12 protein-coding genes are annotated in these 12,567 nt (G+C 71.0%); 7 read left to right on the plus strand and 5 right to left on the minus strand.

The features are described from left to right. Positions 1-96: 96 nt before the first annotated feature. Together ACIO3O_RS16670 and ACIO3O_RS16675 are read right to left on the minus strand one after the other, a co-directional pair. Positions 97-1,371 (minus strand): PotD/PotF family extracellular solute-binding protein, encoded by a 1,275-nt coding sequence (locus ACIO3O_RS16670; protein WP_401746064.1) that lies wholly within the window; start codon positions 1,369-1,371, stop codon positions 97-99. Positions 1,372-1,417: 46 nt separating this feature from the next. Continuing rightward, complete coding sequence (locus ACIO3O_RS16675) at positions 1,418-2,932, minus strand: gamma-aminobutyraldehyde dehydrogenase (RefSeq protein ID WP_401746066.1); 1,515 nt, start codon at positions 2,930-2,932, stop codon at positions 1,418-1,420. Positions 2,933-3,138: 206 nt separating this feature from the next. Between ACIO3O_RS16675 and ACIO3O_RS16680 the strand changes: the two genes are divergently transcribed. Continuing rightward, positions 3,139-3,684 (plus strand): NADAR family protein, encoded by a 546-nt coding sequence (locus tag ACIO3O_RS16680; RefSeq protein ID WP_401746069.1) that lies wholly within the window; start codon positions 3,139-3,141, stop codon positions 3,682-3,684. 352 nt (positions 3,685-4,036) lie between these two features. Here ACIO3O_RS16680 and ACIO3O_RS16685 read toward each other — a convergent pair whose 3' ends face one another. Then, positions 4,037-4,693 (minus strand): DUF4190 domain-containing protein, encoded by a 657-nt coding sequence (locus tag ACIO3O_RS16685; protein ID WP_401746072.1) that lies wholly within the window; start codon positions 4,691-4,693, stop codon positions 4,037-4,039. 164 nt (positions 4,694-4,857) lie between these two features. On the opposite strand from ACIO3O_RS16685, the gene ACIO3O_RS16690 reads away from it, so the two are divergent. The 6 genes from ACIO3O_RS16690 (at position 4,858) to ACIO3O_RS16715 (ending at position 10,652) form a co-directional block, all read left to right on the plus strand. Next, positions 4,858-5,883 (plus strand): adenosine deaminase, encoded by a 1,026-nt coding sequence (locus ACIO3O_RS16690; RefSeq protein ID WP_401746074.1) that lies wholly within the window; start codon positions 4,858-4,860, stop codon positions 5,881-5,883. Between the two features lie 61 nt (positions 5,884-5,944). Further along, a complete protein-coding gene (locus ACIO3O_RS16695; protein WP_401746076.1) occupies positions 5,945-6,664 on the plus strand; it encodes a glycerophosphodiester phosphodiesterase in 720 nt (239 codons plus the stop codon). Positions 6,665-6,718: 54 nt separating this feature from the next. After that, the gene (locus tag ACIO3O_RS16700; protein ID WP_401746079.1) at positions 6,719-7,498 is read left to right on the plus strand and encodes an SAM-dependent methyltransferase; all 780 of its coding nucleotides are present in this window, start codon (positions 6,719-6,721) and stop codon (positions 7,496-7,498) included. Further along, complete coding sequence (locus ACIO3O_RS16705; protein ID WP_401746081.1) at positions 7,495-8,670, plus strand: sensor histidine kinase; 1,176 nt, start codon at positions 7,495-7,497, stop codon at positions 8,668-8,670. The genes ACIO3O_RS16700 and ACIO3O_RS16705 overlap by 4 nt, the downstream gene beginning before the upstream one ends. Further along, positions 8,667-9,326 carry a response regulator gene (locus ACIO3O_RS16710; RefSeq protein ID WP_401746083.1) on the plus strand — a complete coding sequence of 220 codons (660 nt, stop codon included), beginning with the start codon at positions 8,667-8,669 and terminating at the stop codon, positions 9,324-9,326. Before ACIO3O_RS16705 ends, ACIO3O_RS16710 begins: the two co-directional genes overlap by 4 nt. Before the next feature lie 153 nt (positions 9,327-9,479). Beyond that, positions 9,480-10,652, plus strand: a complete 1,173-nt coding sequence (locus ACIO3O_RS16715; protein ID WP_401746086.1) for a serine hydrolase domain-containing protein — start codon at positions 9,480-9,482, stop codon at positions 10,650-10,652. Between the two features lie 19 nt (positions 10,653-10,671). On the opposite strand, the gene ACIO3O_RS16720 is transcribed toward ACIO3O_RS16715, so the two are convergent. Beyond that, entirely contained in the window at positions 10,672-11,205 is a 534-nt protein-coding gene (locus ACIO3O_RS16720; protein WP_401746089.1) for a hypothetical protein, read from the minus strand. A 144-nt stretch (positions 11,206-11,349) separates the two neighbouring features. Then, positions 11,350-12,555 (minus strand): spermidine/putrescine ABC transporter substrate-binding protein, encoded by a 1,206-nt coding sequence (locus ACIO3O_RS16725; RefSeq protein ID WP_401746092.1) that lies wholly within the window; start codon positions 12,553-12,555, stop codon positions 11,350-11,352. Positions 12,556-12,567: the final 12 nt, after the last annotated feature.

The following is a 12,567-nucleotide window of genomic DNA, read 5'->3' on the forward strand; positions in this document are numbered from 1 at the left end:
AGGGGGGAGTCGGGGTGCTTCGGGGGATGCGGGGGGGGCTGCCTCGTACGCGGTGACACGTGCGGGCACCTGGTGGTGCGGACCTCTTCGGGAGAGCTACGCGCCGATGAGCTTGGCGAACTTCTCCTCGTACGTCTTCTCCTCCGCCTCGCTGAGCGTGCGGAAGGGATGCGCCTTGGCCGCCATCTCCTTGTCGGGGAGGATCAGCGTGGAGTCGGCCAGCGCCTTGTCCAGCTTGGCGAGTTCCTCGCGGACGCCCTCGACGGGGCAGACGTAGTTGATGTACGCGGCGAGCTGGGCGGCGGGTCCCGGCTCGTAGTAGTAGTCGATGAGCTTCTCGGCGTTGGTCTTGTGCCGCGCCTTGGCGGGGACCAGCAGGTTGTCCGAGGAGGAGATGTAGCCGACCGCGGGAATCGCGAACTTCACGGCCGGATTGTCCGCCTGGAGCTGTACGACGTCCCCGGCCCAGGCCACACAGGCCGCCAGGTCGCCCTTCTCCAGGTCGGACGTGTAGTCGTTGCCGGTGAAGCGGCGGATCTGCTTGCTGTCGACGCCCTTCTGGAGGCGGGCAACGGCCGCGTCGTAGTCGTCGTCGGTGAACTTCGCGGGGTCCTTGCCGAGGTCCAGCAGCGTCATGCCGATGGTGTCGCGCATCTCGGACAGGAAGCCGACCTTCCCCTTGAGCTGGGGGTCGTCGAGCAGCTGCGAGATCGAGTCGACCTTCCGCCCGCCGGTCGCCTTCTCGTTGTACGCAATGACCGTGGAGATGCCGGTCCAGGGGTACGAGTAGGCGCGGCCCGGGTCCCAGGCGGGGCTGCGGAACTGGGCGGTGAGGTTGGCGTACGCGTGGGGCAGGTGCGTGGGGTCGAGCTTCTGCACCCAGCCGAGCCGGATCAGCCGGGCGGCCATCCAGTCGGTGACGCAGATGAGGTCGCGGCCGATGTCCTGGCCGTTGTGCAGCTGCTGCTGGATCTTGCCGAAGAACTCGTTGTTGTCGTTGATGTCCGCCGTGTACTTGACGGATATCCCGGTGCGCTTGGTGAAGGCCTGAAGGCTCGGATAGCCCTTGGTCTTCTCGTCGACGTCCATGTACTCGGTCCAGTTGGAGAAGACGACGCTCTTCTCCTTGGCCGAGAAGTCGTCCGAGACCGCTGCCGTCCTGTCCTTGCCGCCCGCGGCCGGAATGCCGCAGGCACTGAGGGCCCCGATGCCGCCGAGGGCAAGGGCGCCGCCGCCCGCGGCGCGCATCAGCGAGCGCCGGGTGAGTGCGCCCCGGCCGCTCGTGATGCTGCGCCGCATGGCCCTCTCCACCGCGTCCGCCGCCTGCGCCGCATCCGTCGTGGAGGGTGACCCGTGCTGGAACTGCTCCATGCGCAATTGCCCTTTCGGGTGGGTTGCCGCTGGTCAAGCGGACTCTTTATCGGTCCCCGAAGATCGTGCGGTGCCAGTCCTTGCGGGCCACCGCGGTGTTGTCGAACATGACGTGCTTGACCTGCGTGTACTCCTCGAAGGAGTACGCCGACATGTCCTTGCCGAAGCCGCTGGCCTTGTATCCGCCGTGCGGCATCTCGCTGAGGATCGGAATGTGGTCGTTGACCCACACGCAGCCCGCCTTGATCTCGCGGGTGGCGCGGTTCGCCCGGAACACGTCGCGGGTCCAGGCCGAGGAGGCCAGGCCGTACGGGGTGTCGTTGGCGAGCTCGATGCCCTCGTCGTCGCTGTCGAAGGGCAGCACGACCAGGACCGGGCCGAAGATCTCGTCCTGGACGATCTCGCTGTCCTGGGCGGCGTCGGCGATCAGGGTCGGGCGGTAGTACGCGCCGTCCTTGAGGTCGCCCTGCGGGGCCTCGCCGCCGGTGACGATCCGGGCGTACGCCCGGGCCCGGTCCACGATGGCGGCGACCCGGTCGCGCTGGGCGAAGCTGATGAGCGGACCGAGGTCGGTGGTCTCCTCGAACGGGTCTCCCAGGCGTACGGACTCCATCAGCTCCGCGACGCCGCTGACGAAGGCGTCGTAGAGCGGACGCTGCACGTAGGCGCGGGTGGCGGCGGTGCAGTCCTGGCCGGTGTTGATGAGCGCGCCCGCGACCGCGCCGTTGACCGCGGCCTCCAGGTCGGCGTCGTCGAAGACCAGGAAGGGGGCCTTGCCGCCCAGTTCCAGGTGCAGCCGCTTGACCGTCGAGGTGGCGATCTCGGCGACGCGCTTGCCGACCGGGGTGGAGCCGGTGAAGGAGGTCATCGCGACGTCCGGGTGGCCGACGAGGTGCTCGCCCGCGTCCTTGCCCGCGCCGGTGACGATGTTGATGACCCCGTCGGGCAGCCCGGCCTCCGTCGCGGCCTGCGCGAACATGAGCGAGGTGAACGGGGTCAGCTCGGCGGGCTTCAGCACGATGGTGTTGCCCGCGGCGATGGCCGGGAGGATCTTCCAGGCGGCCATCTGGAGCGGGTAGTTCCAGGGCGCGATGGACCCGACGACGCCGATCGCCTCACGGCGGACGTACGAGGTGTGGTCGCCGTCGTACTCCCCGGCGGACTTGCCCTCCAGGTGACGGGCGGCCCCGGCGAAGAAGGCGACGTTGTCGACCGTCCCCGGTACGTCGAACTCCCGCGACAGCTTGATCGGCTTGCCGCACTGGAGCGACTCGGCGTACGCGAAGTCCTCGGCCTGCTCGGCGAGCACGGCGGCGAACCTGTGCATGGCGTCGGAGCGCTCACCGGGGGTGGCCCCCGACCAGCCAGGGAAGGCCGCCTTGGCCGCCGCCACGGCGGCGTCGACGTCGTCTCTCCCGGCCAGTTCGTACGTGTAGATCCCCTCGCCCGTGGCGGGGTTCACGACCGTGTGAGTACGACCCGAGGTACCGGGACGCAACTGCCCGCCGATGTACTGTGCGCCGCCCTCGAAGCGGTCCTGCACCTGGAAGCGGTTGCCCATGACGCTCTCCTCCGCCGTTCACCCCGTCATACGGGGGTCGGCGTAGCTCCAGCTTGATTTGATTGCCGATCCTGACAGAGCAGTTCGCCACCAACAAGTGATTCCGTTGTTGCCTTTTGGTTACGCGACGGATTCGGTCGACCGTGTGTCGAGTTGGCGCGGAAATTCCGTACGGAGTGTCAGTGGCGAATGCCAGACTCGCATGCATGGGGAAGATCGAGGAGCTTGCGGCGCAGGTCAGCAGGGGCGAGCGGGTGAAGTTCCTGCACTTCTGGGGTCACCGTCCGCGACCGGACGGGTCGCTGGGGCCGAGCATATTCAGCCAGTGGTGGCCGTCGCCGTTCACGGTGGACGGGGTGCGGTACGCCACGGCCGAGCACTGGATGATGGCCCGCAAGGCGGTGCTCTTCGGCGACGCGGAGGCGGAGCGGGCGGCTCTGGGGGCGACGTCACCGGCGGCGGCGAAGAAGGCGGGGCGCCTGGTCCGGGACTTCGACGAGTCGGTCTGGGCCGATGCGCGGTACGACATCGTCGTCTCCGGCAACGTCCACAAGTTCACGCAGCACGTGGACCTGGGCGCCTACTTGCTCGGCACGGGGTCGCGCGTGCTGGTCGAGGCCAGTCCCCTCGACCGCGTCTGGGGCATCGGCCTGGCGGCGGACGATCCCCGCGCGGAGGACCCCGCCGCCTGGCGCGGCCTCAACCTCCTGGGCTTCGCCCTCATGGACACGAGGGCTGCGCTGGGGTTGTGAGGGGGGCGTCGGGTGCGGGGGCGTCGCGGGTCCCGTTCCGTGCGGGTGCGCGTCGGCTGGGCCGTTGGATGTGCGGGTGCGCTTGGGCTGGGCCGTTGGATGTGCGGGTGCGTCGTGGCTGGTCGCGCAGTTCCCCGCGCCCCTGGATGGCATGCCCTTCGGGCAGCCATAGCCCTGGCGGCGGAGCCGCCCCCTCCCCTTCCCCCCAGCCCCCTTGGGCGGCGGGGCCGCCCCCCGGGGGCGGAACGGGCGGGCAAGGGGGCGGCCCCTCCCGCTACCGGCCCAGACCGGTGCCGCCCCTGGCCCAGCACCTGTGCCGGTGCACCGTACGCAGAGGCCCCCCACGCCCCCCCTACGAGTGCGAAGCCACGCTCCAGACGACCAGTCCGATGACCACCACGCCGATCGCCAGTCCGATCGACCCCGTGATGATCCCCGCCAGCGCCATGCCCGGATTCGTCGCCTCGCCCCGCGCCGCCTTCTTGCGGCCCAGGATCCCGAAGATCAGCGCCATCGGCCCCAGGATCACGCCGAGGTACATGCAGAAGAGGCAGATGGAGAGGATGCCGAGCACCATCGCCGTCACGCCGAACCCGTTCTGCGGCTGCGCGGCACCCGTCCACCCACCGGCCCCCGGGTATCCGGTGTACCCGGGGTACCCCGGGTAGGGCGATGCACCCGGCGTGCTCGCCCCCGGATAGGCCGGCGGATACCCGTACTCGCCCGGCGCCCCCGTCGGCGCCCCCGACGGATACCCGTACGCCGCCGGAGCCCCCGGCACCCCGGGCGCTCCCGGAGCCGTCGGCGCCCCCGGCAGCCCGTCCGTCCCGGCCCCCGGCATCGACGTCACCGTCGGCTGGTCGTGCACGGGATTGCCGTACGGCCCACCGGGCGCACCGGCCCCCGGCTTGTCCAGCGGCACCCTGTTAGCGGAGTCCTCCGGCGGTGCCCACGGGTCGGGGGCACCCGACGGCCCGGTCCCGTTCGGCTGCGGCGTGTTGTCTGACATGGTTCTCCCCCATCGGCGGTTCCCGGTCATGCTACGGCGTACCCCACATGGCGCAGTGCCCCGCCTACGATGATCCCGAACCACCCCGCACCCGCCCGTCACCCCCTCCGTACCTCTCCGGTACGCACCCGGCACGGGCCCCCGCACCGCACCAGGAGGAACCGATGTCAGACCTGCGCCCCTTCGTCGCGGGCCTGCCCAAGGCAGAGCTGCACGTCCACCACGTCGGTTCCGCCTCCCCCCGGATCGTCGCCGACCTGGCCGCCCGGCACCCGGACTCGAAGGTCCCCTCCGACCCCGAGGCGCTCCGCGAGTTCTTCACCTTCACCGACTTCGCGCACTTCATCGAGGTCTACCTGGCCGTCGTCGACGTGATCCGCACCCCCGAGGACGTCCGCCACCTCACCTACGAGGTGGCCCGCGACATGGCCCGGCAGAACATCCGGTACGCCGAGCTGACCGTCACCCCCTTCAGCTCGACCCGCCGGGGCATCCCGGAGGCCGCCTTCATGGAGGCCATCGAGGACGCCCGCAAGGCCGCCGAGTCCGAGCTCGGCGTGGTCCTGCGCTGGTGCTTCGACATCCCCGGCGAGGCGGGCCTGGAGTCGGCCGAGGAGACGGTGCGGCTCGCCCTGGAGCACCGCCCCGAGGGCCTGGTCTCCTTCGGCCTCGGCGGTCCGGAGATCGGCGTGCCGCGCCCCCAGTTCAAGCCGTACTTCGACAAGGCGATCGAGGCCGGTCTGCACTCCGTGCCGCACGCGGGCGAGACGACGGGCCCGGAGACCATCTGGGACGCCCTGACCGACCTGCGCGCCGAGCGCATCGGCCACGGCACCAGCGCCACCCAGGACCCGAAGCTGCTGGCGCACCTCGCCGAGCGGCAGATCCCCCTGGAGGTCTGCCCGACGTCCAACATCGCGACCCGCGCCGTCGCCACCCTGGACGAGCACCCGATCAAGGAGATGGTGGCGGCGGGCTGCCTGGTCACGATCAACAGCGACGACCCGCCGATGTTCGGCTCGGACCTGAACAACGAGTACGTCGTCGCCGCCCGCCTCCTGGACCTGGACGAGCGGGGTCTGGCGGAGCTGGCGAAGAACGCGGTGAAGGCGTCCTTCCTGGACGAGGCGGGCAAGGCGAAGCTCTCCGCCGAGATCGACGCCTACACGAACGACTGGCTGGCGCGCTGACCCCCGGGGACGGCCTGTCGCCGAGCGCGCGGGAGGCCGTCCCTTCCCGAAGAATGACCCCATGAGCACCGACCGTGACCGTCACCCCGTCCTCGCCGTGGGCCACCGCGGCGATCCGTACCGCTTCCGCGAGAACACCCTCGCCTCGATCCGCTCCGCGCTGGACCTGGGCGCGGACGCGGTCGAGGTGGACGTGCGGCTGACCCGCGACGGCGTGCCGGTCCTGCTGCACGACGAGAAGCTGGACCGGCTCTGGGGCCACGACCGCTGGCTGGTCGACCTCACGAAGGCCGAGGTCGACGACCTGACCGGGCACGGGGTGCCGACCCTGCGCGAGGCGATCCTCGCGGTCGGCGCGCACCGCCTGATGCTCGATCTCCCGGGCGCCCACGACGACGTCGTACGGAAAGTGGTGGGCGTCGTCCACGAGGCGGGCGCGAGCGGGCGGACGTACTACTGCGGCGGCCCGGCCGCGATGCTCCGGGTCCGCGCCGCCGACCCGCACGCGGAGATCGCCCTGACCTGGACGAGCGGCGCGCCGCCCCGCCCCGAGGTGATCGCCGCCCTCACCCCCCGCTGGCTGAACTACCGCTTCCCGCTCGTCGACCGCGCCCTCGTGGACCGGGCCCACCGGGACGGCCTGCTGGTCTCCGCCTGGACCCCGGACACGGCCCGCAGCCTGCACGGCCTGCTCGTCGCGGGCGTCGACGCGATCACCACCAACCGCCTCGACCTCCTCGCCCGCACCATCACCAAGTACCGCACCCGACACCACAGTTGACCGATCCGGCATGATGGCGTCCCACCACCCCCGCGCCGGAGGAGAACGCGCCGCATGCCCGCCGACATACGCACCGACATCGCCCACAGCGCCCGCGTCTGGAACTACTGGCTGCACGGCAAGGACCACTACCCGGTGGACGCCACCGTCGGCGACCAGGTCACCTTCCTCTACCCGTCCATCGGCGAGGTCGCCCGCGCCGACCGCCGCTTCCTGGGCCGCGCGGTCTCCTACCTGGCGGGCGAGGCGGGTCTGCGCCAGTTCCTCGACATCGGTACGGGCCTGCCCACCGCCGACAACACGCACGAGGTCGCCCAGCGCATCGCACCCGACTCCCGCATCGTTTACGCGGACAACGACCCGGTGGTCCTGGCCCACGCCCGCGCCCTCCTGACCAGCACTCCCGAGGGCGCCACCGCCTACGTCGACGCGGACACCCGCGACCCGGAGAAGATCCTCGAAGCCGCCGCCGAGACCCTGGACCTGGACCGCCCGGTCGCCGTGACGATGCTGGGCATCCTCAACTTCGTGGCGGACACGGCCGAGGCGCGGTCGATCGTACGGACCCTGATGGCCGCCCTCCCGCCGGGCAGCCATCTCGCGCTGACCCACCCCACCCTGGAGCTGGGCGGCGAGGGCAACGAGGCGGCGATGGCCTTCTGGAACGAGAACGCGACCCCGCCGATCCGCACCCGCACGGCCGCCGAATTCGCCTCGTTCCTGGACGACTTGGAGATCCTGGACCCGGGAATCGTGTCCTGCGCCCAATGGCGCTGCACGGATCCCTCGGTGGCCCAGTTCGGTGCGGTGGCCATCAAGCCCGAACGCCGGTGACACTCGCCCGCCACCTGCTCGCCCACCCCCGGACCCCGGACCTCGGCACGGCCGCGCTCGTCCAGATCGCCGTCAGCTTCCCGTGGCTGATCCCCCGGTCCCCGGACCAGGCCCCGGCGACGCTCGCCGCGTACGGCCTGACCACGCTCACCGTGCTGCCGCTGGTGTGGCGGCGGCGCGCACCCCTGTCCGTACTGCTGGCGGTGCTGTGCGCGCAGGGCCTGTACGGGCTCGCGGTCGACGGCCCTGGCCAGACGCTGCCGTACACGAGCATGGTGGCGCTCTACTCGGTCGCCGCGCTGACGCCCGGTCCGCACCGGCAGGTCGCGGGGACGTTGACGATGGCGGTCGCCGTGGTGTCGGTGGTGTGGCGGGGGCGGGACGACTGGCTGCGGGAGCTGATGTTCACGCTGGTCGTCTTCTGTGCCTCGTACGTCTTCGGGCGGCTGACCCGCACCCGGCAGGCGTACACGAGGGCCGTCGAGGAGCGCGCGGCGGAGCTGGAACGGGCGAACCGGATCGAGGCCGAGCAGGCGGCGGCCCGCGAACGGGCCCGTATCGCGCGGGAGATGCACGACGTCCTCTCGCACGCGGTGAGCATCATGATCGTGCAGGCGGAGGCCGGACCGGTGGCGGTGCGGACCGCGCCGGAGCGGGCGGAGGCGGCGTTCGACGCGATCTCGGAGACGGGCCGGGAGGCGATGACGCAGCTGCGCGGGATGCTGGGCGTGCTGCGGGACACCCCTGACGGTTCACCGGCTCCGCTCGCGCCGCAGCCGGGGATCGAGGAGTTGCCGGGGTTGGCGGAAAGAGTGGGACACAACGGCCCGCAAGTGTCCCACTTTTCCACGGGCCACCCCCGCCCACTCTCCCCCGCGCTCGGCGCGACGGCGTACCGCATCGTGCAGGAGGCGTTGACGAACGTCGTCAAACACGCCGGGGCCCAGCAGGTCACCGTACAACTGCATTACGGGGACGGGCAGTTGACGATCACCGTCACGGACGACGGACGGGGCCCCGCGACCGCCCCCGGCGCGGGCCACGGCCTGATCGGCGTCCGCGAGCGGGCCGCCGCGCACGACGGTTCGGCAACGGCGGGCCCGGGCCCAGGGGGCAGGGGATTCAGGCTGACGGCCGTACTTGTAACCTCCCCGTCGGAGGTGGGGAGTTGACGATCCGGGTGGTGGTGGCGGACGACCAGGAGCTCGTACGCAGCGGCTTCGCGATGATCCTGGACGCGCAGCCGGACATCGAGGTGGTCGCGGAGGCGGGCGACGGGGCGGCGGCCGTCGAGGCGGTACGCCGGCTGGCGCCGGACGTGGCGCTGCTCGACATCCGGATGCCCCGGACGGACGGCATCGAGGCCTGCCGCACGATCACCTCCGAAGGCACGACCCGTACGGTCATGCTCACGACCTTCGACTCCGACGCGTACGTGTACGACGCGCTGCACGCGGGCGCGAGCGGCTTCCTCCTGAAGGACGTACGCCGGGACGACCTGGTGCACGCGGTACGAGTGGTGGCGGCCGGGGAGTCGCTGGTCGCGCCGACGGTGGCGCGCCGGCTGATCGCGGAGTTCACGTCCCGCCCGGTCGCGCTCCCGCCCTCGGACCGGCTGGACGTCCTGACCACGCGCGAGCGGGAGACCCTGCTGCACCTGGGGCGCGGCCTTTCCAACGCCGAGATCGCGACGGCCCTCACCGTCAGCGAGCACACGGTGAAGACGCACGTGGGCAACGTCCTGTCCAAACTCGGGCTGCGCGACCGCATCCAGGCCGTGATCTGTGCGTACGACACGGGGCTGATCGCTCCCTCCGGCGGGGGATGACCCGCTCGCGCCCTCCCCCGCCCGGGGGAGGAAATCCGGCCGCCGGAACCGCTCCCACCGGCGATCCGCGCACGGCCCGGGATCACAAGGATGGAGTCCATCAGCCGTCACCCGGACTCCCCCACGGGGATCCCCCAGCCGGAAGGCCCCGCCATGAACCGCCTCGGCGCACGCACCCGAACCGCCCTCGCCGCCGCCCTGGTGCTCGGCCTCGCCGCGGGGCCGGTGGCCGCGGGACCGGCCCTCGCGCACCCCGCACCGACCGCCTCCCACCAGGCCTTTGGGCCCGACACCGAGGCCCTCCGCGCCGCGATCGCCGGGCTCCCGAGCGCGGACACCACGGCCGCGCTCGTCCGGGTAAGCGGCAAGGGCCGGGACTGGCAGGGCAGTTCCGGCGTCCACGACCTGGCGTCGGGCCGACCCGCCGACCCGGACGCCCGCTTCCGGGCGGGCTCGGTCACCAAGGTGTTCACCGCCGCGACCGTGCTGCGGCTGGCCGCCGAGGGCAGGGTCGACCTGAACCGCCCGGTCCGCGCCTACCTCCCGGCCGACATTCCCGCTGCGTACGACACGGTGACGGTCCGCCAGCTCCTCAACCACACGCACGGCATCCCCGCCCCCGACAGCGTGGGCAGGAACCTGGAGGAGTGGTACGCGCACCGCTTCGACCTGCGCTCGGCGCGCGCGGCGGTCGCCTCGGCGACCTCGCCCACAAAGGAGGGGGAGCACACGGTGCCCGGCACGGTGCAGAAGTACGGCAACATCGGCTACACGATCGCCGGGCTCCTGATCGAGAAGGTGTCGGGGACCTCGTACGAAGAGGCCGTGGCCCGGCGCATCCTGCGCCCGCTGGGCCTGCACGGCACCTACTTCCCCGGCTCGAACCCCCGCATCGAGGGCCCGCACAACCACGGCTACCAGGTGTTCCCGAAGCCGGACGGCTCGACGGAGCTGCGCGACGTGTCGGTGTGGGGGACGACGGAAGCCTGGGCGGCGGGCGACCTCGTCTCCACCACGGCCGACCTGGAGACGTTCCTGAAGGCGCTCTTCCGGGGCCAGGTGGTGCGCGGCCCGCTCCTGGAGGAGATGTTCACGGTCCCCGACATCGAGGGAGCGAACATGAGCGCCGGCCTCCAGCGCTTCGACGCCGGGAACGGGCAGATCCTGTGGCTGAAGACGGGCGGCCGCTGGGGCTACAACGCGATCATCGCGGCCCCGCGCGACCTGTCCCGCACCCTCGTCCACTCCGTCAACTCCACGGACGCGAAGGGCAAGGACATGAATCCGACCGCCGTACGCATCCTCCGTGCCGCCTTCAGCCGCTGAGAGCGGCCCACGCCGACCCTCAGCCGCTCAGGGCGGCCCGCGCCGACAACGCGATCGGAGCCGTCAGCGCCTCCAGCCGCTTGATCTTCCGCCGCACGATCGCCAGCGGGATCACCCCGAACACCCCGAAGGCCATGTCGATCAGCGACCACCCGAAGGGAATCCCCCGGATCGGCCCGCAGATCAGGGCGAGCGGGATGATCCCGGCGCAGGCGATCATGCCGAACTCGATCACCCAGACGTTCCGCACCGGATCGCGGTACGGCCCGTAGAACGCCACCGCGATCATCAGGTGCGCAAAGGCCAGCCAGTCCGTCCCGTACAGCACGAACGGGTACGCCGCCTCGGTGGCGACGAGCCCCTCCCGGCACCGCTCGATCCACTCCATGAACCCGGGCATCGCGTCGGGCAGCGGGGACGAACGCAGCACGCCGGTCAGCCAGTTGAGTTCCGTGACGAGCGGGAAGGCGGTCAGTCCGCTCAGCACGAGGCACACGATGAAGAAGATCAACCACACGCGGATGCGCCTCAGGAGGGCGGCGGGTTCGTTCATGTCCGCAGCGTACGAGGGCCTTTACGTGAGCTTTACAGGTCCCCCACACTCAACGCCGCCGCCCCGTGCGGGAGACTGGCCGTTTACGCCCCCGGCCGGGGAGAGCCGAAACCCGGGGTTCCTCGGGGTCACCGCAACCTCCCGCTACAGCCCCACGATCGAGTTCCACCGCTTCGCGAACTCCAGCCGTTCCTCGGCGGTGATGTCCCGCGCGATCTGGAGCCGCTTGCGGACGTCGCCGTCGGGGAAGATCAGCGGGTCCTCGGCGAGGGCCGCCGTCTCCTCGTCCTTGGAGGAGGCGATGATGTCGCGGGCCGCCGGGACGGGGCAGACGTAGTTGACCCAGGTGGCGAGCTCGGCCGCGACCTCGGGGTCGTAGTAGTAGTCGATCAGCTTCTCGGCGTTGCGCTTGTGCTTCGCGAGGTTGGGGATCATCAGCGACTCGGCCCACAGCTCCGCGCCCTCCTCCGGCACCACGAACTCGATGTCGGGGTTGTCGGCCTGGAGCTGGATGACGTCGCCGGAGTACGCCTGGCAGGCGAGCACGTCGCCGCTGGCCAGGTCCTTGACGTAGTCGTTGCCGGTGAAGCGGCGGATGTGCTTGGTCGTGACCAGCTTCTCGACCTGCTCGCACATCGTGTGGAAGTCGTCCGCGACCCACCGGGTGACGTCGACGCCGAGACCCTGCATGAGCAGCGAGAAGCTCTCGTCGAGCCCGGAGAAGAGCGTCACCTTGCCCTTGAGTTCGGGCCGCCACAGGTCCGAGGTGTGCTTGATCTCGCGGCCGAGCTTCTTGCGGTTGTACGCGATCCCGGTGATCCCCGACTGCCACGGCACCGCGTGCCGGCGGCCCTTGTCGAAGGCGGGGTTGAGCAGCTGCGGGTCCAGGTACTTGGCCACGTTGGGCTGCTTGGCCCGGTCCATCTCCTGGACCCACCCGAGACGTACGAAACGAGCGGCCATCCAGTCGCTGATGACGATGAGGTCGCGGCCGGTCTCCTGGTGGTTCATCAGCGCCGGGCTGACCTTGCCGAAGAACTCGTCGTTGTCGTTGATCTCCTCGGTGTACCGCACCGAGATCCCGGTCCGCTTGGTGAACTCCACCAGGGTGGGCCGCTTCGACTTGTCCTCTTCGTCGGTGTCGATGTAAAGGGGCCAGTTGGCGAACTGGAGGTTCCTGTCCCGGTCGGAGGAGTCCGTACCGGCGCGGTCGCCCGGCTTCACGTATGCGGCCGGAACACCGCACCCGGTGAGGGCGGCGAGCGCCCCCGTCGTGCCGATTCCGTACCCGATACCGCGGAGCACCGTACGGCGCGAGAGACGACGCGAAACGCGACCAAGATCACCCATGGTGCTCACCCT

The sequence above is a fragment of the Streptomyces sp. NPDC087440 genome (assembly GCF_044744005.1).
Classification (GTDB): domain Bacteria; phylum Actinomycetota; class Actinomycetes; order Streptomycetales; family Streptomycetaceae; genus Streptomyces.